The following is a 23,153-nucleotide window of genomic DNA, read 5'->3' on the forward strand; positions in this document are numbered from 1 at the left end:
ACCGGCCCAGGCCGCCACCCGCGCCGAGCCGCCATCCAAGGGAGACCCACCATGCTCAATCTGAGCGCAGCCATCGCCTATCACGCCCGGCGCACCCCCGATCGCGCCGCCATCATCTATCGCGATGAAGCCATCAGCTATGCCGACTTCCATGAACGCATCCGCCAGGCGGCGGCGTTGCTTCAGTCGCATGGCATAGGCCGCAACGACGTGGTGGCGCTCTTCATGAAGAACAGCGCCGCCTTCCTGGAACTGGCGTTCGCGGCCAGCTACCTGGGCGCGGTGTTCCTTCCCATCAACTACCGGCTGGCGGCGCCCGAGGCCGCCTACATTCTTGCCGACGCCCGCGCCAGGCTGCTTTTCGTGGACGAGGAGTTCGCGGAGGTGGCGGCCTTGGAAGTGCCGAAGGTAGTGCTGAACGCGGAGGGCCAGGCCGATTCGCGCAGTCTTGGCAAGCCAGGGCGGGAAGTGCCAGAACCGGCCGCCACGGCACAGGACGACCTGGTCCGGCTGATGTACACGTCCGGCACCACCTCGCGCCCGAAGGGCGTGATGCATACCTACGGCAACCTCCACTGGAAATCGATCGACCATGTGATCGCGCTGGGTCTGACGCGCCAGGAGCGCCTGCTGGTGGTGGGCCCGCTTTATCACGTCGGCGCCTTCGACCTGCCAGGTATCGCGGTGCTGTGGGTGGGCGGCACGCTGTGCGTGCACCGAGAGTTCGACCCGGAAGCGGTGCTTGCTTCCATCGAGCGCCATGGCCTCACCTGCGGCTGGATGGCCCCTGTCATGTTGAGCCGCGTGCTGGCCGTGCAGCACCCCGAACGGTACTCCCTCGATACCTTCGGCTGGTGCATTGCCGGAGGCGAAAAGACGCCGGAATCCCGCATCCGAGACTTCACCCGCGTGTTTACCCGGGGACGCTTTATTGATGGCTTCGGCATGACGGAAACCTGCAGCGGCGACACGCTCATGGAACCCGGCCGTGAGCTCGAGAAGATAGGTTCAACCGGGCGTGCATTGCCGCATGTGGAGATCCGCATTGCGGACAATGAGGGCCGCTGGTTGTCCGCCGGAGAGAAAGGCGAGATCTGCGTGCGCGGGCCCAAGGTGACCAAGGGCTACTGGAACGCACCCGAGAAAACCGCAGAAGCTTTCTTCGGAGATTGGCTGCGCAGCGGGGACGTGGGCTACCTGGACGATGAGGGATTCCTGTTCGTCACCGACAGGACCAAGGACATGATCCTGACTGGCGCGGAGAACGTGGCCTCCAGCGAAGTCGAGGCCGTGCTCTACGAAATGCCGCAGATCGCCGAAGCCGCGGTCATCGGCGTGCACGACGAGCAGTGGGGCGAGCGGATCACTGCGGTGGTGGTGCTCAACCCCGGGCACACGCTGACGCTGGAAGAGCTGGACCGGCATTGCCGCAAGCGCGTGGCCAACTTCAAGGTGCCCCGGGAATTGAAGGTGGTGGAGGAACTGCCGCGCAATCCTTCCGGCAAGGTCCTCAAGCGCGTGCTACGCGATCGCTACAACGGCTGACACGCGGCAAACACATAAGAAAGCAGGGGAGAAGACATGAGTTTGGCCAGAAAATTCGCGGCGTTTTCGACGGGTCTGACCGTCGACAACCTTCCTGAACCCGTGGTGGAAAAGGCCCGCGCCTGCGTGCTCAATGGTTACGGCATTGCATTGGGCTCGCATCCCACGCCGTTCTTCCGCGTGGCCGAGCGGGCCGTCCTGGCGATGGACGGTGAACGTCCCGGCGGCGCCACGCTGCTTGGCAGCGGCCGCCGCAGCACGGTGGCGGGTGCGGCGCTTGCCAATGCCGCGCTGTTCCATGGCAGGGCGCAGGAAGATACCTGCGGCGTGGCACATTTCGGCGCCATCCTGCTGCCGCTCCTGACAGCGCTGGTGGAGCACGGCGAAGGGGCCATGGAGGATTTCCTGCCCGCATTGGTGGCAGGCTATGAGATCGGCGGCGCATTGGAATCTGCCTATTCGGCCCGGACGACCGCCGCAGGCTTGCGCGCTTCGCCGCTGTACGGCACGGTCGCCGCCGCGGCTGCCGTTGCCCGGTTATGGCGCTTGTCCGAGGACCGCACTGCCGCGGCGTTGTCCAACGCCGCCTCGTTCACAGGCGGCATCCTGCAGTCTTTCGGCGATGGCACCGACGAATGGCGCTACCAGGTTGGTATGGCCGGGCGCAACGGGCTGGCGGCGGCGACGCTGGCGGCCCATGGTTCCGTATCCGCGGACGGCGCCTTCGAGGGCAAGTCCGGCTTCGCACGTGCCTTCGTCAGGGCCGAATGCGATGTCGCTGCCATAGCCGGCGGCTTGGGCAAGGACTGGTCGCTGCTCAAGGTGACTTTCAAGCCATACCCCGTCTGCGCACTCAACCAGACGCCGGTCCGCGCCTGCCTGCGGCTGCGGGACCTGCTGGGCACGCGCGGCAGCGCCCTGAGGACCCTGCGCGTATACCTGAACCCTACGGTCGTGGGCTATGCGGGCATGGACAAGGAGGGACCGTTCCAGAGCATTTCCGGAACGCTCATGAGCACGCAGTTCTGCGTTGCCACGACCTTGCTGCATGGAACGCCAACCATCGCGCATATGGCGCGATTCGGCGACACGGCCGTGGCAAGCCTGATCCCGCGGATCCGGCTGCATGCCGACGATGCTCTCGGCTTGCTGGCCTGCCGCCTCGAAGCGGAACTGGAGGGTGAGAGCGAACCTCTGATAGTGCGGCTGGACACCGACCACACGGAATACAGCTACGACCGGACCCGGGTGTCCGCGCTGATACGCGGCATCGGCGAAGAGACCGGTGTGGCGCAGCGCGCCTATGACCATATCGAACGTTTCGCGGCCGAACTGCCACGGGCGGAAATGGCAGACGTCCTTGCCGCCTTCAAAGAGATCCAGACGGCCCGCTGAGAGGCCAGTGGATGGCGCTTCGAGAATTCGGGGCGCGTTACTACAACGTGCATGAACCTAGGAGGAGACGACATGTCCTGGTACAGGAAATCCACGCCTGCGTGGTTGGCGGCCGCCGTGGCGGCCTTGGTTTCGGGGACCGCGTTGGCGGCGGATACGGTCAAGATCGGCATGACCTCGGCCTTGACCGGCCCCTATAGCGAGTTTGGCGAAGGCAACCGGCGCGCCGTCGAGCTCGCCGTCGAACAATGGAACGCCAAGGGCGGCATCAACGGCAAGAAGATCGAGATTGCGATGCTGCTGGATGACCAGCTGAATCCGGACCGCGCGGTGCAGAACATGCGCGCCATTCTGGACAACAAGGATATTGTCGGCATCATCGGTCCGGCGGGCAGCGGACCGACCCTGGCTGTGATCGACATGGCCCAGGCCGACGGCCGCCCCTACATGAACCCCATCGCGCAGACGCCGGTCGTGACCTATGCGGGCGAGAAGACCGGAGAAAAGCCGCGGCCCAATGTGTTTTCGTTCGCGCTGCAGAACGACATCGAGGCCGTGGCCATGGGCGAATACCTGGCCAAGCGCTTCAAGCGCATCGGCATCGTGCACGAAAGCACGGCCTACGGCGTGACCGGAGTCGATTACCTGTCTGCCTCCATAGGCAAGAACGGCGGCGCCAAGCCTGTCGCGACGGACTCCTATAACCAGGGTGCGCAGGACATGACCGCGCAGGTGGCGCGCATGAAGCGCGCCAACGTCGATGCGATCGCCGCCATCGGCCTGGGCAAGGACCTGGCCGTGCTGCGCAGGACCATGGCGCGGCTGAACGTGAACGTGCCGCTGGTCGCCTCCAATGGCGCCTTGGGGCAACCCTACCAGGAGGGCGCGGGCGATCTGACCCTGGGCACCCTGGGCACGATGATCGGCGCGTTCGGCAATCCCATGCGTCCGGCGGCGGCGGACTTCGCCAAGGCCTACAAGGCGAAGTACGGCGCCGACCGCTGGTGGGGCAACGACCCGGAGAATCCGCAGCTGTTCATGGCGATCTCGGTGTCCAACGGCTACGACGCGGCCAATGTGCTGTTCGAAGGCATACGCCAGGCCAACTCCACCGATCCCAAGGCCATTATCGCGGCGATCGAATCGATCAAGGACTTCCAGGGCGTCAACACCACCTACAACTTCTCGAAGAGCCGTCATCACGGCATCGAGACGGATGGCGTCAAGGTGTTCGAGTACGTGAAGAAGGACGACAAGGTCCGGCTGCAGCCGGTCGCCCAGTAACTGGCACGTCGCGCGTCCGGCGCCATGAGGCGCTGGGCCGCGCCCGTCTGTATGGATGATGGTGATATGGATTTCTTTATCCAAATGATCGTGTCAGGCCTGAGCGTCGGCGCCGCCTATGCGTTGATCGGCCTGGGCCTGAACCTGACGTTCTGGACCACGCGCGTGCTCAATTTCGGACAGGGTTCGGTGTTGATGGCGGGGGCGATGCTGACGGCCGTCATGGTCGGCGCCGGGGTCAACGTGTTCCTGGCGGTGGGCGTGTCGCTGCTGGCCACGGCCTTCATCCTGTGGGTGGTCGAGGTGGTCGGCGTGCGGCCCACGCGGCGCATTGCCGGCAGCATGGGGTGGGTGGTCTCCACCCTCGGCATAGGCATCTTCCTGCAGGGTGTGGCGAGCTGGCTGTTCGGGACACAGGCTGTGGCGTTTCCGGACGTGCTCTTCAGCAGCACCGACACGGTGGAGTTCATGGGTGCCTACATTTCGCTGCAGTACATCGCCGTGTTCGTCATCAGTGTGATGATCGTCGGCCTGATGGAGCTGTTCCTGCGCCATTCCATCTGGGGTTACGGCGTGCGCGCGGTCGCGCACGATCGCGACCTGGCGTCGCTCATGGGCATACCGGTCTACCGCGTGGTGGTCTTCTCGTTTCTGGTGAGCGGCGTGCTGGCTGGCATCGCCGGCATCCTGGTGTCGCAGGTGTCGGGAACGGTGGATCCGAATTTTGGCCTGCATCTGCTGATCCTGGCATTTGTCGCCGCGGTCATGGGCGGCATGGGCAGCGCGTTCGGCTCCCTGGTGGGCGGGCTGATCCTCGGCATCCTGGAGAAGCTGGTGGGGGGCTACGTCTCGCCCGCCGCGGCCGAGGTCGTGGCTTTCGTGCTTTTGATAGGCGTGTTGACGATCCGGCCGCAGGGCCTGTTCGGCAAGCGCGAAACCGTGAAGGTGTGAGGACGATGAAACAGCTGGGGAAAATCCTGTCGAACTCCTGGACGCTGGGCGTGCTGGCCGTGGCGCTGGCGATAGGCGCCGGCCATGTCGCCACTGGCACGGTGCAGATGTGGAGTTTCGTCATCATCAATATCCTGCTCGCCCAGGGCATCAATCTGCTGACCGGCATCAGCGGGCAGATCTCGCTGGGCCATGCCGGATTCTTCGCCATCGGCGCATATGCCAGCGCGATCGCGATGAAGTCCTGGGGAGTGCCGTTTCCGGTGGCGCTGTTCCTGGCAACCTTCGGGGCGGCCGCAGTCGGCCTGCTGCTGGCGGGCCCGGCGGGCCGCGTGCGCGAGTTCTACCTGGCGATGATGTCGCTGGGTTTCGGCTTGATCGTCTACGAGCTGGCGCGCGAACTGCGCGGCGTGACGGGAGGAGTGATGGGCATGCGGGGCATACCTTCGTCGCAGATCGGCACCTTGCAGATCTTCGGTTGGACCATCGATACCGTGGCCTATTTCCGCATCCTGTTGGCAGTGTTGCTGGTGGTCATGCTGATGCTGCGCAACTTCGTCAAAAGCCATTTCGGCAGGGCATTCTATGCCGTGCACGTCAGCGAAATCGCGGCGGGATCGCTGGGCATCTCCCAGGCTGCCGTCAAGCGCGCGGCCTATGCGATCAGCGGCGGCCTGGCCGGCCTGGCTGGCGGTTTCTATGCGCACATGATCGGCTACCTGACGCCGGAAAGCTTTGGCCTGATGCGGTCCATCGAGATCCTGGTGATGTCGATCGTGGGCGGGCTGGGTTCGCTGGCAGGCCAGGTGTATGGGGCGGTGCTGTTCACCTACTTGCCGCAGAAGCTCCAGGCCTTCAATGACTATCAGTACATCGTCTACGGCCTGATCCTGGTGTTCATCTTCACTTTGCTGCCCAAAGGGCTTGCGGGCCTGCTGCGCACGCAGACGCGCTACAGCAAGTTCGACCAGTTGCGCCTCGCGGCGCCGGTCGAGGCTGAGCCGCCTTTGTCGCAGCGGCAGGCCGCCGCGGGCGCCGAAAGGCAGCAAGCGCTGGTGCGGGTTGAAGACGTGGTCATGGAATTCTCGGGCCTGCGCGCGCTGGCGGGCGTGTCGCTCGAGCTGCGCGCCGGCAGCATCACCGCGCTGGTCGGGCCCAATGGTTCCGGCAAGAGCACCCTGGTCAATGTCATCAGCGGCATCTATGCGCCGACCTCGGGGCGCATTTTGTACAAGGGCCGGGACATCGCGGGCTGGCCCTCGTACAAGGTTGCGCAGGCGGGCATTACCCGTACCTTCCAGGATCCGCGCAACGTGCCCAGCTTTACCGTGCGCGAGAACATCCTGATGGGAGCCCATCGGCGCTATCGGCATGGCGCGCTGGCCGCGGCGTTCAACACCCCAGGCGCGAGGCGCGAAGAGGGCGCATTGCTGCGCCAGGTCGAAGCCTTGATGCAGGCGGCCGGGCTGGCCGGCCATGCGGACGCCATCATGAGCGAACTGCCCTATGGCATCCAGCGCCTGGCCGAGGTCGCCCGCGCCCTGGCCAGCGATCCGGAGCTGCTGCTGCTGGATGAGCCTGCCGCCGGCCTGTCGGAGGTGGAGTCGGAACACCTTATCAGGCTGGTCCGCCTGGCGCGTGACCATGGCGTGGCCATCATGATCATTGATCACCACATGGATTTCCTGGCCGAACTGGTTGAGGAGGTGGTGGTGTTCGAAGCCGGCGAGGAAATCTATCGGGGCGACATGGACGGCATGCGCGCCGACCAGGCCGTGATCCAGGCCTATCTTGGCGTTGAGGAGCCCGTCCATGCTTGAAGTCCGCAATCTGCAGGTAAGTTACGGTGCAATCGACGCCGTGCGCGGTGTCAGCCTGACCGCGCGCCCCGATGGCATCACCGCCTTGATCGGTGCCAACGGCGCCGGCAAATCGTCGCTGATGCGGGCGATATCCGGAGTCACGCCGATCAAAGGCGGGCAGATCCTGCTGGATGGAGAAGACATATCCCGCTTGCCGCCGCATGAACGCGCGCGGCGAGGGCTGGCTCATGCCATGGAGGGTCGGCGCATCTTCCACCAGCACACCGTCGAGGAAAATCTGATCACAGCCTGGCATTTCCGCAAACCAAAGGGAAACTTCAAGGTCGCCGTGGAACAGGTGTACGGCAATTTCCCGGTCCTGGCGCAACGCCGAACGGCGAAGGCTGGGACCCTTAGCGGGGGCCAGCAGCAGATGCTGATCCTGTCCATGGCCACTTTGCACGAACCACGTTGCGTGTTGCTGGACGAGCCCTCCCTGGGACTGGCGCCCATTGTTGTGGCGCAGATCTTCGATTTCATCAAGCAGTACTGCGCGCAGGGCGGCCGCGTGGTGCTGCTCAGCGAGCAGATGGCCAGCCTGGCGCTCAGGGTGGCGGATTTCGGCTATGTGCTCAAACACGGCAAGACAGTCTTCGAGGGCACGCGCGACGTGCTGACGGGCAGCGCCGGCGCTGAGCTTTCCAGCGCCTATCTGGGCGCGGGCAGAACGGAATAGGCAGACATGCAGACGGAAAAGAAGGACAGGCCGCCCACGGGCGGGAGTATCGATACCGAGCTGCTGGTGTTGGGCGGTGGGCCGGGCGGCTATACAGCAGCCTTCCGCGCCGCTGACCTGGGGCTGTCGGTGACGTTGGTCGAAGATCGGCCCGGCCTCGGAGGCGTATGCCTGAATGTGGGCTGCATTCCCTCCAAGGCGCTGTTGCACGCAGCCCGCGCCCTGGAAGAGACGCGCGGCCTGCACGAGCTGGGCATCGAATTCGGCGAGCCCCGCATTCGTCTGGACAAGCTGCGACAGTGGAAAGAAGCGCTGGTCGCCAAGCTGAACGGCGGACTGGCGGGCCTGGCCCGACGGCGCAAGGTCCGTGTCGTGCACGGAAGGGGGCAATTTGCAGGACCCAACACCCTGGAGGTCGCCGGCGGCCCCTCTGTGCACTTTCGCCAGGCCATCATTGCAGTGGGTTCGCACCCCGTGCGCCTGCCGGACTGGCCGGAAGATCCGCGCATCATGGATTCGAGCGGCGCCCTGGCGCTGGCGGATGTGCCCAGGCGCCTGCTGGTGGTGGGCGGGGGCATCATTGGCATGGAACTGGCGACGGTGTACGCGGCGCTAGGCGTCCGCGTCACAGTGGTGGAGCTGACCGACGGTCTTTTGCCGGGATGCGACCGCGACCTGGTGCAGCCCCTGGCGCAGAGGGTGGCGGGCCGCTATGAGGCCATCCTGACGGGGACGCGGGTGGTGTCGGCCAGCGCCCGGGAGGATGGGGTGCACGTCGTGTTCAGCGGGCCGCAAGACGCCGGACCCCAGGTGTATGATGCCGTCTTGGTTGCGGCCGGCCGCCGGCCCAACGGGGCCAGGATCGGCGCGGATCGGGCGGGAGTCCATGTGGATGAACGCGGCTTCATACCCGTCGATGAGCGCCAGCGTACCAATGTCTCCCATATTCTTGCCATAGGCGACGTCGTCGGCGAACCGATGCTGGCGCACAAGGCGGCCTACGAGGGCAAGGTGGCGGCCGAGATCGCGGCGGGCAAGAATGCTGCCAACGATGCCAAGGTCATTCCCGCGGTCGCTTACACGGATCCGGAAGTGGCTTGGGTAGGTTTGACCGAGACAGCCGCGCGCCGCAATGGCGTGGCGTTCGAGTCGGCCAGCTTTCCGTGGGCCGCCAGCGGCCGAGCGCTGAGCCTGGGGCGCGGCGAAGGACTCACCAAGATCCTGGTCGATCCGCAGACCCGCGCCTTGCTGGGGGTAGGCATGGTGGGGCCGCAGGCGGGCGACCTGATCGCCGAGGCGGCGCTGGCCATCGAGATGGGGGCGGAGCCCGGCGACATTGCGCTCACCATACACCCGCACCCGACCTTGTCGGAGACGCTGGCATTCGCGGCCGAGGCATACGAGGGGACGCTCACCGAGTTGTTCCTCTCCGGGAAAAAAAGTTAAATATGCGGCCGGTCCACGCAATTCACCGGGAGGGTTTGATCAGTGGCAACATGGAATAATTCGGTGCCCACGCACAAGGCGATGCACCAATTGAAGCGCGAAGCGCTGTTGCGCCAGGCGATTGCCGCATTCAACCAGAAAGGGTTCCACGCCACTTCGCTGGGAGACATCGCGACCAGCCTGGGCGTTACCAAGGCGGCGCTCTACCACTATTTTCCGAACAAGCACGCCCTGCTGTACGAGGCGTTCGCCGAGGCTTTGAGAGTAGGCTTCGAGGCCATCGAAGCGGCGGAACGCCATGGCGGCACCGGCCTGGAAAAGCTGCAGCTGGCGTTGCGCGAGTACCTGGAGGTGACGCTCAGCGAAATGAGCCGCTGCGTCATCATCACCGAGGAACACGCGCTAGAACCCGATGACCGCGCCGAGATCGTCAAGCAGCGCGACCGCTTTGAGGCCAAGCTGCGCGCCTTCGTGCGCGAAGGGATGGAGGACGGCAGCATCATCCAGTGCGATCCCAAGCTGGCTATCTTTTCCATTTTTGGCGCGGTGAACTGGGTGCCGAAGTGGTATTCGGACGCGGGTGAATGGAACAACAAGCAGTTGGCCAAGGGCATGTCCGAACTCCTGTGCCGCTCCATCGCCAGCAAGCCGCCCGAGGCGTTCGCACCCGACATCGGCAAGATGCAGGTGGAATAGGCGCACCGCAGGGCGAAAATTTACGTTCTAATCTCGGTCTATCCAGCAAGCGCAAATACGCTGGCCGCTCCTGCGCGGCCCGCCAGACCGGGGAAAACAGAATGAGAACATCCTTGCTTTTCGTGGCCGCCCTTGTGACGGGCTGCGCCAGCGGTTCCAGCGACCTGCTGACCGAATCGAAGGTGGCCGCCATCAAGCTCAACGTCACCACCTACGAAGAGATGGTCCGGGACTACGGCCCGCCCCGGTCGCAGGGCGTCGGCCGCGATGGGCTGACGACGGCCACCTGGTTCTATTTCGACAATAGCGCCTACGGCGCGATGGACAACCAGCAGACGCTGACCGTGATCTTCAACAAGGACCGCACGGTGAAGGACTACGTGAACGCGTCCGCCGGGTCCGGCAAGAGCCGCTAGGCCGCGCAGGGGCTTCGGCCCAGGTGTTCAGAGCACCAGCTTCAGTCCGATGGCGAACATGGCCGCGGCGACGCAGCCGTCCAGCACCCGCCACGCATTGGGATTGGCGAAGATGGGCCGCAGCAGGCGCGCGCCATAGCCCAGCGCAAAGAAGAAGGCGAAGGACGCCGTGATCGCGCCCAGCGCGAAGGCGGTCTTGTGGCCGTCGTACTGGCTGGAGACCGAACCCAGCAGCACCACGGTGTCCAGGTACACGTGCGGATTGAGCCAGGTCAGGGCCAGGCAGGTCGCCAGCGCGGCGGCGCGTCCGGCGGTCTGGGTGGATGAGGGCTTGAGGCTGTCGTGGCGGGCCCGCAGCGCCGCTATGAGGCTGCGCGCGGCGTAGACGAACAGGAATAGCGCGCCGCCGTAGCGCAGGGCGGGTTCCAGCCAGGGCAGTGCGCCCACGGCCAACCCGAAGCCGGCCACGCCGGCGCTGATCAGGATGGCGTCGGACAGGGCGCAGGTCAGGCAGACGGCAAAGACATGTTCCTGGCGCAGGCCTTGGCGCAGGACGAAAGCGTTTTGCGCGCCGATCGCCATGATGAGGCTCAGGCCGAGCAGGAATCCGGGAATGTAGGCGGTGGTCATCGTCAACCTTGAATCAAGGGCGACAGACTAGCCTGGGCTGAACGATTAGGACAGCTAATTATTCTAATCTATATTCAGTTTTACTAATTATCCTGGACGCGTCCGAACGCACTCGGACGCGCCGCCAGGCCAGACCTTAGAACATGTGGCGGATGCCCGCCGAGGTCTGCAGCGTATGGGATTCCCGGACGTCCAGCCGGTTCACGTAAGCGTAGAGGTTGGTGCGCTTGGACAGGTCGTACTGGTAACCCAGCGCCCAGCCGGTGATGTCGGAGGACGTGGCGCGCTGGTAAGAGGCCATCACCTTGCCAGCCTTGCCCGTCGGCACGGTCACGCCGGCGATATAGGAGTTGACGTTGTCATAACCGGCCGAGGGCCCGCTATTGGCGTTGCGCAGATTGCCGTAGGTGCCGTGCAGCGTGATCCATTCGAAGTCATAGGAGCCCGCGGCCTGGAAATTGGTGGCGTTCTTTTTGCTGGGCTGCAGCGCGTTGGGATTCAGGCGTTCGTAGGTCAGCGCGGCGGCGATGGGGCCCTTGTTGTAGCGCAGGCCAGCGGTCAAGACGCGGTCGTGGTTGTCCGTGGCGAATTCGTTGCCGTCGTTGGCTTCGAAGCTGTAGCCCAGGCCGGCCTGCCAGCCGTTCATCCGCGGCGTGGCGTAGAACACGGCATTGTTGACGCGACCTCCGGCGCCGAAGTCGCCGTCGTTGTAGCCCAGCACGGCGTTGTTGGAGCTTTGGCTCCAGCCGGTGCCGAAGGGCGAACCTACCCCAGCCCACTCGAAGCCGTAGACCCACTGGCGGCCCAGGCGCACTTCACCGAAGCCGCCCGCCAGGCCGACGTAGGCCCAGCGTCCGAACATGCGCCCTTGCGCCTGGGTGCCGTTGTTGGCATTGAAGCCGCTCTCGAGGCGGAAGACGGCCTTGTAGCCGTTGCCCAGGTCTTCGCTGCCGCGCAGGCCCCAGCGCGAGCCGGACTGGTTGCCGCTTTTCTGGCGCAGGCTGGATTCGCCATCCTTGCGCTCATAGAGCATGCCCAGGTCGACCAGGCCGTACAGCGTGACCGTACTGGTTTCGGCAGCCTGCGCCGGGCTCATGCAAGAAAGGGCCAGCGCCGCGCCCAGGAATTTGCGTTGTCTCAGCTTTTTTTTCAAGGTGATCCCCATTGATGTTGTGTTGCGGATGGACGAACGGCCCCAGCCGCCCGCGCGGTGCGCGGGTGGCTGGGGGTAAAACACGGGTGGCCGGGTCAGGGCGCCGGCAAGGGCGTCAGCGCTTGCGGATCGGCGACGTGCAGCGTGAGGCTGCAACCATGGACCGAGGACAGATGCAGGGTGTTGAGAGCGATGCGTTTCTCGCGGGCATCGGCCGCCGCTTCCCCGCTATTGGGATTGACGTCGTACTTGGGAAAGTTGCTGCTGGATATGTCCAGGCGGATCCGGTGCCCCCGCTTGAACAGATTGCAGGTGGCGAAAGGCTCGATCGTGATTTCATAGACCTTGCCGGGCTCAAGCGCCGCCGGCTTTTCCCAGGACTCATGGAAGCGGCAGCGGAAGATGCCGTCGGTCAGGTTCAGCGCGTAGCCTTGCGGATAGTCGGGGTTGGCGGGATAGACGTCAATGAGCTTGGCGGTGAAGTCGGTGTCAGGGCAGTCGGACGAGATGCTGAGCTTGACCACGACCGGGCCGACGATGGCCAGGTCCTGCTCCAGCGGTTCGGTCTGGAATACGACGACGTCATCGCGTGAGGCCAGCGGCAGGCCGGCCTGCTCGATGCCGAAGAAGCGGGCGTCCTCGCGCTGGTCGAAGCCGCCGCCCACGAACACCGGCTGGCCGGACGTGAGCGCGCCGCCGATGGTGGGGACGGGGCGCCGAGGATCGGCCTGGTAGCGAATGCTGGCGTGCGTGGCCTGCGGCGGGTCCAGCCGCAAGCTGCCGTCGGGATGCAGAAAGTAGGGCGTGGCGCGGGCCTGCGGCACCGGCCAGGTCTCGGCCTGCACCCACTGGCCGCCATGCTCGAAGCGGCCCTGCGTGTCGCGCCGGCCGCTGCCGCCACCCATCAGGAATAGGCGCGCGGCTGGGTCGGAAGCGGCGGGGCTGGCGTCCTGCTGTAGCCAGCGGCGGAACCAGGACAGGCGGAACTCCAGCCAGTTGCGGGCGATGTGGCCGTCGAAGGCCGCCGTCGGCCCGAACTCGGCGTCGCCGCTGTGTGTGATGTTGCGGTCGCCGTGCAGCCAGGGACCCATGATGAGCCGCAGCGGCGCGTTCCTGCCGGCGCCCAGACCCTCGTAGTTCTCCATGGTCGTGCGCACGTAGGCGTCGTACCAGCTGGACATCAGCACGACCGGAATGTCGGGGATGGCGTCGTAGTAGCCCTGGGCATAGATGCCCAGCTGGCGCCAGGATTCGTCGAAGGACTCGGCGCGCCATTGTTCGAATAGATAGTCTTCGTACTCCGGCACGGCCGACAACGGCGAATGGCCGGGCCGCCAGGGCATGCGCGCGAACCACTGGCGGATGTCCTGGGCGTCGAGCGCGGCCAGCACTGCCGGGTTTTCCTGCGCGGCCGGGCTGAGCTTGGCCTGCTTGTAGGCCCAGGTCGCCTGTTTCAGTTCGAAGGCGCCGGATTGGCGGATGCCGCACTGGTAGCCGTTGGAAAAGCCGCCGGAATCCAGCACCATGCAGGCCAGGCCTGGCGGGTTCATGCAGGCCAGCGCCATCTGCGTGTGCGCGCCATAGGAAAGGCCCATGGTGCCCACCTTGCCGTTGCACCAGGGCTGGGCGGTTATCCACGCCATCGTGTCGAAGCCGTCCGGCCCTTCGGACAGGTACTTGGTGAACTGGCCCTCGGAATCGTAGCGGCCGCGGCAGTCCTGGAACACCACGGCGAAGCCGTGCTGCGCGAAATAGCGCGCGATGGCGGGGCGCGGCTGGCCCTGTTGGCCGTCGATCTGCTCGGAACGGGAGATGTCGGCCTTGCCATAGGGCGTGCGCTCAAGAATCACGGGTAGCGGCGCGTCCGTGCCGGCCCGGTAACCGGGGGGAAAATACACGTCGGTCGCCAGCAGCACGCCGTCGCGCATGCGCACTTTCTGGTTGGACAGGTCCGCGAGGGGGCGGGTGGGGCTCATTTTGCTTCCTGTATGTAGACCATGGAGGTCCGTTCCAGCTTGTTGGCGCGCACGACGATGCCGTCGCGGGCGGCCCAGAAAACGACTGGGAAATAGAGGGGCACGATGCCGACGTCGTTGAAGGCGGCTTCGGCGGCCTGGCGCAGCAGTTGGTTGCGGACGTCCGTGTCGAATTCGGTGGCGGCCCGAGCCAGCAGCCGGTCCACCTCGGGGTTGGAGTAGCGCGCGCGGTTGAACGCGCCTGTGCCGGCGGCCTTGTCGTAAGTGGCTAGCACGTTGGTCAGTCCGTTGGACGAATCGCTGGTGCTGTTGCCGTAGGAGAAGATGAAGGCGCTGTACTGCTGCTTGCTGCTGGCGCCGGCATAGACGTTGTAGGGCTGCGTGACCACGCCGTTGATGCGCAGGCCGGCGCGCGCCATCATCTGCGCCAACGCCTGCGCCAGGTCGCCGTCGCTGGCGAAGCGGTCGTTGGACGAATGCACGGTCAGGCCGAAACCCTTGGGATAGCCGGCCTCGGCCAGCAGCTTGCGCGCGCCTTCCAGGTCATAGGCGGGCGGCGCCAGCGTGGGCGAGTAGCCGCCCAGCCCTTGCGGCACCATCTGGCCCGCAGGCACGCCGGCGCCGCTCAGCAGACGGTCGGTGATGGGCTCGCGCATGAACATCATGGAGATCGCGCGGCGCACCCGCACGTCCTTCAAGGGATTGGCGTCCATGGGCTTGCCCTGGGCGTCGGTGACGTACGGACTCTTGTCGCGCGCCGAATCCAGCGCCAGGTAGATCAAGCGCGCCGAGGCCGACTGATACAGCGCGTAGCCGGGGCGGCTCTGCAGCTTCCTGGTGTCGGTGGGCGGTACGCTGTCGATCAGGTCGACCGAACCCGACAGCAGGGCGGCCAGGCGCGCGGCGTCGTTGGAGATGTAGCGGATCACGACGCGGTCGAAATCCGGCGACTTGCCCCAGTACTGCTCGTTGCGCTCCAGTTCCAGGCTGTCGCCCGGCTGCCAGCGCTTGTACTTGTAGGGGCCAGTGCCGATGGCGGCCGGGCCGGCATTGAAGTCTTCCGAGCTGCGCCCTTCGGCCGCGTGGCGCGACAGGATGTAGACCAGGCCGATCTGCTCCATCAGGTCGGGGGTGGGCTGCTTGCTGCGGATGCGCAGCGTCAGCGGGTTCACGATCTCGATGCCGGCGATGGAGCGCACCGCGCCGGTAAAGGGTGCCGGACTGTTCGGCACCTTGGGCGCGCGCTGCAGCGAGAACATCACGTCGTCGGCCGTGAACGGCGAGCCGTCATGGAAGCGCACGCCGGGGCGTAGCTGGATTTCCCAGAGCGTCGGCTCCAGCGCCTTCCACGACACCGCCAGGCCTGGGCGGATCTGCATGTTCTCGTCGGTCGATACCAGGCGCTCGAAGATGTTCTCGGCCGCGGCCTGGTTGTTGCCCGTGCGCGAGAACAGCGGGTCCATGGACGAGGGCTCGCTGGAGTGGCCGATCGTCAGCAAGGGGCGGGCGTACGTGCCCGCGGCGGCCGCCAGCAGCGCAGCGGCGAGCAGGGCCTGCAGGCCGCTGCGCAACAGGGAGGATTTGAGGCTTGCAGCTTTCATGGACGGATCGTTCCTTGCGCTGGCGCATCCAGCAGGTGACAGGCGGCGCGGTGGCCATTGCCCTGCTCCAGCAGCATGGGCTGCTCGGTCTTGCAGCGCGCCATGGCATGGGGACAGCGCGGATGGAAATGGCAGCCTGGCGGAGGATTCAGCGGCGAGGGGATCTCGCCCTTGATGGCGTGAAAGCGCCGCTTGCGGTTGGTCAGCCGCGGGACCTCTTCCAGCAGGGCCTGGGTATACGGATGCAGCGGCGTCTTGAAGATCTCGGCGGTGGGGCCGGATTCGACGATGCGGCCGAGGTACATGATGACGGTGCGGCCGCTGATGCGCTGCACCACGCCCAGGTCGTGGCTGATGAAGAGATAGGTCAGTCCCAGCGTCTCGCGCAGGTCCATGAAGAGATTCAGGATCTGCGCCTGGATCGAGACGTCGAGCGCGGCGATGGACTCGTCGCAGATGAGGAAGCGCGGCTTGACCGCCAGCGCGCGACCGATGCCCACGCGTTGGCGCTGGCCGCCGGAGAACTGGTGCGGAAAGCGGTTGCGGTAATCCGGATTCAGGCCCACTTGCCGCATGACCTCCACCACGTAGTCGTCGTAGTCGGGGCGCGCCACGATGCCGTGGGCGAGCGGGGCTTCGCCGATGATGTCGCGCACACGCTTGCGCGGATTCAGCGAGGACATCGGGTCCTGGAAGATCATCTGCGTGGACATGCGCTGGGCATACGCGGCCTGCCCGGTCAGGGAAGACAGCTCGCCGGCCGGCGTCAGCAGGGTGCCGGAAGTGGGCGGCAGGATGCCGGCCAGCACGCGGCCCAGGGTGGACTTGCCGCAGCCGGATTCGCCGACCAGGCCCACGACTTCACCTTCATGGATGGACAGGTCCACGCGGTCCACCGCGTGCACCGTGTGCGACGCCACGCGCGCGCCCAGCAGCCCGGCCAACCTTTCGGCGTAATCGGGGCGCTTCACGAACAGGCGCGATACCTGCTGGGCCTGCATCAGGATGGGCGTGTTCAAGAGAGGGCTCCTGTCTGGGGATGAAAGCAGCGCAGCGTGCGTTCCTGCCCGGCCGTGATGTGCGGCTGTTCTTCGCGGCAATGCAGCGTGGCGTGCGCGCAGCGCGGGCTGAAGGCACAGCCCTGCGGCAGCGCGAGCGGAGAGGGCGCCATGCCGGGAATCTGGTAGAGGCGCGCGCCGCCCTGGTCGTTGCTGGGCACCGAGCCGATGAGGCCGACGGTGTAGGGATGGCGCGGATGGTCAAGGATGTCCGCGGTGGGGCCGGACTCCACCACCCGGCCCGCATACATCACGCAGACGCGGTCGGCCAGGCCGGCGACCACGGCCAGGTCGTGGCTGACCCAGACCATGGCGGTGCCGGTTTCGGCGCAGAGCTTCTGCATCTCGGCCAGGATCTGCGCCTGGATGGTCACGTCCAGCGCGGTGGTCGGCTCGTCGGCGATGATGAGGTCGGGTTTGTGCAGCATGGCGATGGCGATCGCCACGCGCTGGCGCATGCCGCCCGAGAGCTGGTGCGGGTAGGCCTTCAGGCGCTCTTCCGGTGAGGGGATGCCGACCGCGGCCAGCGTGTCGCGGGCGCGGGCCCAGGCGGCCTGTCGGCTGCAGCGCTCGTGCGCCCGCACCGTTTCGACCATCTGCGTTTCGATACGGAACACCGGGTTCAGGGTCATCATGGGATCCTGGAACACCATGGCGATGCGGTTGCCGCGCAGTTCGCGCAGCTCTTCGGCCGATAGCGTGGCCAGGTCACGACCCTTGAACAGGATCTGGCCGCCGTCGATGCGTCCGGGCGGGTCGATGAGGCCCAGCACGGAGAAGCCCGTGATGGACTTGCCCGAACCGGACTCGCCGACCAGGCCCAGGATCTCGCCCGGGTGGACGTCGAAGCTCACGTCGTCGACTGCGCGCACCACACCCGCTCGGGTGTGGAACCAGGTGCGCAGGTTCCTGACGGAAAGCGTGGGAATTGCCGGATTCATGGGGCTTCCTATTTCTGCAGGCGGGGGTTGAGCGCTTCGCGGATGCGATCGCCCACGATGTTCATGGTGAAGACCACCGTCAGCAGCAGGACGCCCGGATAGACGCTGATCCAGTACAGGCCGGCCAGCATCTGCTGGTAGCCGTTGGCGATCAGCAGACCCAGCGAGGGCTCGGTGACGGGCAGGCCGATGCCAAGGAAGCTGAGCGTGGCCTCCGCCGCGATGGCGTTGGCCGTCTGGATCATCGCGATCACGATGACGGGCGGCACGCAGTTGGGCAGCAATTGGCTGAAGAGCGCGCGCCGGTGGCTCAGGCCCAGGCAGAGCGCGGCCTCCATGTATTCCTTGCGTCGTTCGACCACGGCGGTGGCGCGCACCGCCCGCGCGAAGTAGGCCCACTGCACCACCACCAGGGCGAAGATGACCTTGTCCAGCCCTTGTCCCAGGATGGCCAGCATCATGAGCGCGACCAGGATGGTGGGAAAGCCTAGCATCAGGTCGACCAGCCGCATGATCAGGGTGTCCACGCGGCCGCCGAAGTAGGCGGCGGCCAGGCCCAGCACGGTGCCCACCACCATGGCGAACAGGCCGCTGAGCACGCCCACGCCCAGGCTGGTGCGCAGGCCATACATCATGGCCGACAGCATGTCGCGCCCCTGCGCGTCGGTGCCCAGCCAGTAGGTGTCGCCGTAGACGCCGACGCTGCCGGGCGGCAGGCGGCCGTCCAGGATGGTGATGGCGGCGAGGTCATAGGGATTCTGCGGCGCGATCCAGCTGGCGAACAGCGCGGCCAGGACCAGCACGCCCAGGATCGCGGCTGCGATGCTGGCGGCGCGGCTGTCGAGCACGCCGTACAGGGCCTGGCCCAGCGTCGTTTCGCGGTTGAGTTTCATGGCGGTGGTTTTCATTCGGCGGCCCCCACGCGGACACGGGGGTCGAGGACGGAGTAGATGATGTCCACCAGCAGATTGAGCAGGATGAACATGGTCACCACGATAAGCAGATAGGCGACCACGACGGGACGGTCCAGCTTCATGATGCTGTCAATGATGAGCTTGCCCACGCCGGGCCACGCAAAGATGGTTTCGGTGACCGTGGCGAACGCGATCATCGAGCCGAACTCCATGCCGACCACCGTTACGATGGGGATCATGATGTTCTTCAGCACATGCATATAGATCACGCGCGATTCGCGCAGGCCCTTGGCGCGCGCGAATTTCACGTAGTCCAGCGGCATGGTCTCGCGCACGCCGCTGCGCGTCAGGCGCACGATGAGGGCGATCTTGAAGAGCGCCAGGTTCAGCGCCGGCAGGATCAGGTGGCGGATGCCGTCCCAGGACGCCAGGCTGGTCTGGATGCCCAGCACTTCGCCGGTGGGGCCGCGCCCGGTGGATGGCAGCCAGCCCAGCGTCACCGAGAAGATCAGCACCAGCATGATGCCCTGCCAGAAATTGGGCAGGGAGAAGCCCAGGATGGAACCGGTCATGATGCCGCGGTCCAGCGCCGAATCCGGCTTCAGGCCAGCGACCAGGCCCAGCGGCAGGCCGATGGCCAGGGCCAGCAGCAGGGCGACGAAAGCCAGTTCCAGCGTGGCCGGCAGCCGCTGCAGGATGAGCTGGATGGCGGGCTGGTTGTAGACGAAGGACGTGCCCAGGTCTCCATGCAGCGCGTTGCCGACGAATTTCAGGTACTGCTGATAGAGCGGCAGGTCCAGGCCCAGCGACGCCACGGCCTGAGCGATTTCCGCCTGCGAGGCGTCGGCCGGCACCAGGATTTCGATGGGGTCGCCGATGGCATAGACGCCGGCGAACACGATGAGCGAGGTGAGGGCGAGGATCACGACGCTCTGGCAAAGCCGGCGGATGATGAACGCGGTCATGGCGCGGCGCTGCGACAGGACGGGCGTGGGGCTACGGCGCGCATTGGGGCTCCTTGCGATTCGGCGCTAATACGGATTGATTGCGGATTCGTGTATGGGCAGAATCCGCGGTTGCCGGCATGTTCTAGCCAACGCGGAGCCTTGGCAACCGTATGCTGGGCCGGCATGCGTCTATGTGAATTTCGCCAAATTTGGTGCTAACCCTAGGTATTGGGCAATGCGTCGCCGCCGGCGCGCCCGCGACAACAATGAATTTCAAGCAGCTAGAGGCCTTCGTGGCCTTCATGACCACCGGATCGACCATAGAGGCCGCGCAGCGGCTGGGAACGTCCCAGCCGGCGGTCAGCCGCCTGCTCAGCCAGTTCGAGTCCGATTTGGGGCTGCCGTTGTTCCTGCGACGCAAGGGGCGCCTGCATCCCAGCAGCGAGGCTGACGCCTTGCTGCCGGACGTGCAGAACATGATCCTCGATGCCAAGTCGCTGCAGCGGCACGTCAACCAGTTGCGGCTGGGCGGACTGCGACGCACGCTGATGCGCGTGCAGCTGCCTAGTTCGGTTGCCCAGACGGTGATGCCGGCCGTGGCGGAGTCCTTCCTGAACGACCATCCGGAGGTGGCGCTCGAGGTTCTGGTGGGTACCTACGAAACCAGCGAGGCCGCAGTGCTGGGCCGCGAGGCCGATCTGGCCCTGGTCCGTTCGCCCACCTTGAATTCCGGGTTGGAGACGGTCGCGCGCCTGAGCACGGACGCCGTGTGCATCGTGCCGCCCGGGCATGCGCTGCAAGCCCTGCCTGAGGTCGGGCCGGCTGATCTAATCGGAGTGGACATGGTGCTGCTGGGACGCCAGCGCCTGCTGCGCCAGCAGATCGACCACGTCTTCCGGCAGGGCGGCATGGTGCCGCAAATCCGGGCGGAAGTGCATTCGGTGGAAATGGCCTGCCGGCTGGTGGCGCGGGGCATAGGCGTGTCCGTGGTCAACGGCCTGTTCGCGCGCCTGTGCCAGGAGACTGGTGTGATCTGCAAGCGGTTTGCGCCGCGCATCGGCTACAGCCTGGGCATGGTCACGATTGCGGGCGAGCCGCGCAGCCCGCTGGTGCTGGAACTGTCGCGGCGCATCATCGACGAGATGTCGCAGGCCGCAGGCAGCGACGCCTTCGCGCTTATCGATCCTTGACGCGGACGGCTTGCGCCGGAAATGGCGGGTACTCAGGGAGTCAGGGGGAAATCAAGGGCGCCCGCGCGGGCAGGCGCCGCCCGTGATGTTGATGCCTTTCAGCTGCCGCCCTGGTCGGCAGCGCGCAGGATGCCGTACAGCTTGTCCTTCAGGTGCAGTTTTTCTTTTTTGAGCACTTCAACCTCGTTGCCCGACGCCGGCTGGATGCCGGCCTCCATGTTCTTGATTTCCTGGTCCAGGTCATTGTGACGCTGGAACAGCGCGGAGAAATGCGCGTTTTCGGATTTCAGTTGGGTAATGAGGTGGCGGTATTCAGGGAACATAGGGGCCTCTTTAAAGAACCGGTTGATGGGCACTGCGGGAAACCGGGGAACCTGATGATCCATAAAGCTTTCGATTCCATGACACGCCAACCCCGCGCCGTTGTCAACCATCCGGGTGCTTGCAGTCCGTCCGAGAATTGATGTCGCTCAAGGCGCTGGCAGGGGCGTCATTCTGTCGTGCCTGATCACGTTTTATTACATGAAGATCCGTCCCCGGCGATAAACTCGCTTCCCCGTGGTCTGCCATAAATTTGAAATGAATCAGCGCGCGTCCATCCTTCGCCAAGTCTTACAGCTTTTCAAGCAGGACGGGAGGATCCATCCGGGTACGGGCATGATGAGCGGCGTGATCGCGCTGTTCCTGGCGATCCTGGCGGTCCTGGGCGTCCTGGCGTTCCACTTCCCCGCCTACCTGACCACTCCGGAGCTGCGCAGCTTCTACAACGTGGACGCGATGCGGGCCCTGCTGTTCACCGCGCTGCTGATTTCGGGCAGCATCGCGCTGGCCAATACCGTGCTGGGCCGCCAGCGCTGGCTGAACATCGCGGCCTTCGTGCTGGTGTGCGGCGCAGTGGCGGCGGGGGGCAGCAACGTGGTGGTGACCACGTCCAATACGGGCAACCATCCCTATCTGGGGCTGGATTGGTTCATCCTGGACCTGCTGGCATCCAGCACGGTTTTCATCATTTTCGAGAAGCTGTTCCCGCTGTATCCGGGCCAGCCGGTGTTCCGCGGCGAATGGCAGGTGGACATGAAGCACTTCCTGTTCAACCACCTGTCGGTGGGGGCGGTGCTGCTGTGCATCAACTTCTTCGTGCACCGGCTGTTTTCCTGGGCGGCCTACGAACCGCTGCAGCAGGCCATCGTGTCGCTGCCTTACCTGGCAGAGCTGTTCCTGGCCGTGCTGGTGGCGGATCTGGTGCAGTACGCGGCGCACCGCGCCTATCACGAGGTGCCGTTCCTGTGGCGCATCCACGCGGTGCACCACAGTACCCGTACCCTGGACTGGCTGGCCGGTTCGCGCCTGCACATCGTCGAATTGCTGATCACGCGGGTCGCGGTGCTGGGCGTGCTGTTCGCGCTGGGCTTTTCCAAGCCGGTGCTGGACGCCTACATCATCATCGTCGGCTTCCAGGCGGTGCTGATCCATTCCAACGTGAGGCTGCCGTGGGGCTGGCTGCGCTACATCATTGTGACGCCGGACTTCCACCATTGGCACCATTCCTCGGATACCGAGGCCATCGACCGCAACTACGCCGCCCACTTCTCGTTCATCGATTACGCGTTCGGCACGGCGGTGCGCGGCGTGAGCAAGCGCCTGCCCGAGAACTACGGGATCCTAGATAACGACATGCCAGGCACGTTCCTGGCGCAGCAGGCGTACCCTTTCGCCCGCAAGAAATGAAACGGCGGCGCGCCCGATGCGCGCCGCCGTGGAAGTCCGAGCCAGCCGGCCATGCGCCCGGGCGCGGCCGGCGGGGACCTTACCTGCTGCCCTTGACGGTGGAGTAGGCCGCCATCAGGTTGCGGTAGTCGGGGATGTGGTTGGAGAACAGCGTCCCCAGGCCTTCGATGTCGTTGCGCCAGTCGCGGTGCAGTTCGCAGGCCACGCCGAACCAGCTCATCAGCTGTGCGCCGGCCTGTTCCATGCGGCTCCAGGCGGCATTGCGGGTCACTTCGTTGAAGGTGCCGGACGCGTCGGTCACGACGAACACGTCAAAGCCTTCCTCCAGGGCCGACAGCGCCGGGAAGGCCACGCAGACCTCGGTGACGACGCCGGCGATGATCAACTGCTTCTTGCCGGTGGCCTTGACGGCCTTGACGAAGTCTTCGTTGTCCCATGCATTGATGTTGCCCGGGCGGGCGATGTAGGGCGCCTTGGGGAATTTGTCTTTCAGCTCCTGGACCAGCGGGCCGTTGGGGCCGTCTTCGAAGCTGGTGGTCAGGATGGTGGGCAGCTTGAAGTATTCGGCCAGGTCGGCCAGCGCCAGGACGTTGTTCTTGAACTGGTCGGGCTGGAAGTCCCGGACCAGGGACAGCAGGCCCACCTGGTGGTCGACCAGCAGCACCGCGGCCTGGGTCTTGTCGAGTTTCACATAGGGCTTGGTCATTGCGTACTCCATGAGGGAATTGCGCGCCCTGCGGCGCG

Annotated in this window: 21 protein-coding genes; 11 read left to right on the forward strand and 10 right to left on the reverse strand. The window is 65.5% G+C overall.

Going from position 1 to position 23,153, the window contains the following annotated elements; genetic code table 11:
- The first annotated feature begins 51 nt into the window (after window positions 1–51).
- From IB257_RS15360 to IB257_RS15400, 9 genes are all read left to right on the forward strand, one after another.
- Window positions 52–1,545: a long-chain-fatty-acid--CoA ligase gene (locus IB257_RS15360; protein ID WP_192328974.1), complete on the forward strand. Its 1,494-nt coding sequence runs from the start codon at window positions 52–54 to the stop codon at window positions 1,543–1,545.
- 36 nt (window positions 1,546–1,581) lie between these two features.
- Window positions 1,582–2,940, forward strand: a complete 1,359-nt coding sequence (locus tag IB257_RS15365) for an MmgE/PrpD family protein (protein ID WP_192492509.1) — start codon at window positions 1,582–1,584, stop codon at window positions 2,938–2,940.
- A 72-nt stretch (window positions 2,941–3,012) separates the two neighbouring features.
- Window positions 3,013–4,224 carry an ABC transporter substrate-binding protein gene (locus IB257_RS15370; protein WP_175181985.1) on the forward strand — a complete coding sequence of 404 codons (1,212 nt, stop codon included), beginning with the start codon at window positions 3,013–3,015 and terminating at the stop codon, window positions 4,222–4,224.
- Window positions 4,225–4,290: 66 nt separating this feature from the next.
- Window positions 4,291–5,175 carry a branched-chain amino acid ABC transporter permease gene (locus tag IB257_RS15375; protein ID WP_054457847.1) on the forward strand — a complete coding sequence of 295 codons (885 nt, stop codon included), beginning with the start codon at window positions 4,291–4,293 and terminating at the stop codon, window positions 5,173–5,175.
- Window positions 5,176–5,180: 5 nt separating this feature from the next.
- Window positions 5,181–6,995, forward strand: coding sequence for an ATP-binding cassette domain-containing protein (locus IB257_RS15380; protein ID WP_166738336.1), 1,815 nt, complete (start codon window positions 5,181–5,183; stop codon window positions 6,993–6,995).
- Window positions 6,988–7,713 (forward strand): ABC transporter ATP-binding protein, encoded by a 726-nt coding sequence (locus IB257_RS15385; RefSeq protein ID WP_054457845.1) that lies wholly within the window; start codon window positions 6,988–6,990, stop codon window positions 7,711–7,713. The genes IB257_RS15380 and IB257_RS15385 overlap by 8 nt, the downstream gene beginning before the upstream one ends.
- Window positions 7,714–7,719: 6 nt before the next feature.
- Window positions 7,720–9,159, forward strand: a complete 1,440-nt coding sequence (gene lpdA / locus IB257_RS15390) for a dihydrolipoyl dehydrogenase (RefSeq protein ID WP_192492510.1) — start codon at window positions 7,720–7,722, stop codon at window positions 9,157–9,159.
- A gap of 42 nt (window positions 9,160–9,201) precedes the next feature.
- Window positions 9,202–9,855, forward strand: a complete 654-nt coding sequence (locus IB257_RS15395) for a TetR/AcrR family transcriptional regulator (protein ID WP_054457843.1) — start codon at window positions 9,202–9,204, stop codon at window positions 9,853–9,855.
- 101 nt (window positions 9,856–9,956) lie between these two features.
- Entirely contained in the window at window positions 9,957–10,271 is a 315-nt protein-coding gene (locus IB257_RS15400; RefSeq protein WP_054457842.1) for a hypothetical protein, read from the forward strand.
- Window positions 10,272–10,298: 27 nt separating this feature from the next.
- On the opposite strand, the gene IB257_RS15405 is transcribed toward IB257_RS15400, so the two are convergent.
- From IB257_RS15405 to IB257_RS15440, 8 genes are all read right to left on the reverse strand, one after another.
- Window positions 10,299–10,901 (reverse strand): LysE/ArgO family amino acid transporter, encoded by a 603-nt coding sequence (locus IB257_RS15405; RefSeq protein ID WP_192492511.1) that lies wholly within the window; start codon window positions 10,899–10,901, stop codon window positions 10,299–10,301.
- Between the two features lie 136 nt (window positions 10,902–11,037).
- Window positions 11,038–12,054 (reverse strand): porin, encoded by a 1,017-nt coding sequence (locus IB257_RS15410; protein WP_175181988.1) that lies wholly within the window; start codon window positions 12,052–12,054, stop codon window positions 11,038–11,040.
- 95 nt (window positions 12,055–12,149) lie between these two features.
- Window positions 12,150–14,030, reverse strand: a complete 1,881-nt coding sequence (locus IB257_RS15415) for a CocE/NonD family hydrolase (protein ID WP_192492512.1) — start codon at window positions 14,028–14,030, stop codon at window positions 12,150–12,152.
- Window positions 14,027–15,631 (reverse strand): ABC transporter substrate-binding protein, encoded by a 1,605-nt coding sequence (locus tag IB257_RS15420; protein ID WP_192492513.1) that lies wholly within the window; start codon window positions 15,629–15,631, stop codon window positions 14,027–14,029. The genes IB257_RS15415 and IB257_RS15420 overlap by 4 nt, the downstream gene beginning before the upstream one ends.
- Window positions 15,628–16,632: an ABC transporter ATP-binding protein gene (locus IB257_RS15425; protein WP_192492555.1), complete on the reverse strand. Its 1,005-nt coding sequence runs from the start codon at window positions 16,630–16,632 to the stop codon at window positions 15,628–15,630. Before IB257_RS15425 ends, IB257_RS15420 begins: the two co-directional genes overlap by 4 nt.
- A gap of 14 nt (window positions 16,633–16,646) precedes the next feature.
- Window positions 16,647–17,630 (reverse strand): ABC transporter ATP-binding protein, encoded by a 984-nt coding sequence (locus IB257_RS15430; protein WP_175181991.1) that lies wholly within the window; start codon window positions 17,628–17,630, stop codon window positions 16,647–16,649.
- 8 nt (window positions 17,631–17,638) lie between these two features.
- Entirely contained in the window at window positions 17,639–18,523 is an 885-nt protein-coding gene (locus tag IB257_RS15435) for an ABC transporter permease (RefSeq protein ID WP_223283369.1), read from the reverse strand.
- An 11-nt stretch (window positions 18,524–18,534) separates the two neighbouring features.
- Entirely contained in the window at window positions 18,535–19,509 is a 975-nt protein-coding gene (locus IB257_RS15440) for an ABC transporter permease (protein WP_175181993.1), read from the reverse strand.
- A 248-nt stretch (window positions 19,510–19,757) separates the two neighbouring features.
- On the opposite strand from IB257_RS15440, the gene IB257_RS15445 reads away from it, so the two are divergent.
- Entirely contained in the window at window positions 19,758–20,681 is a 924-nt protein-coding gene (locus IB257_RS15445; RefSeq protein WP_192492514.1) for a LysR family transcriptional regulator, read from the forward strand.
- 98 nt (window positions 20,682–20,779) lie between these two features.
- Here IB257_RS15445 and IB257_RS15450 read toward each other — a convergent pair whose 3' ends face one another.
- On the reverse strand, window positions 20,780–21,004 hold the full coding sequence (locus tag IB257_RS15450) for a YdcH family protein (RefSeq protein WP_013395499.1): 225 nt from the start codon (window positions 21,002–21,004) through the stop codon (window positions 20,780–20,782).
- Between the two features lie 256 nt (window positions 21,005–21,260).
- Here IB257_RS15450 and IB257_RS15455 point away from each other — a divergent pair, with 256 nt between their 5' ends.
- On the forward strand, window positions 21,261–22,409 hold the full coding sequence (locus tag IB257_RS15455; protein ID WP_054457840.1) for a sterol desaturase family protein: 1,149 nt from the start codon (window positions 21,261–21,263) through the stop codon (window positions 22,407–22,409).
- 79 nt (window positions 22,410–22,488) lie between these two features.
- Here IB257_RS15455 and ycaC read toward each other — a convergent pair whose 3' ends face one another.
- Entirely contained in the window at window positions 22,489–23,115 is a 627-nt protein-coding gene (gene ycaC, locus IB257_RS15460; RefSeq protein ID WP_054457839.1) for an isochorismate family cysteine hydrolase YcaC, read from the reverse strand.
- Between the last annotated feature and the right edge of the window lie 38 nt (window positions 23,116–23,153).

The organism is Achromobacter sp. ACM03, from assembly GCF_014851665.1.
Taxonomy (GTDB): Bacteria; Pseudomonadota; Gammaproteobacteria; order Burkholderiales; family Burkholderiaceae_B; genus Achromobacter; species Achromobacter aegrifaciens.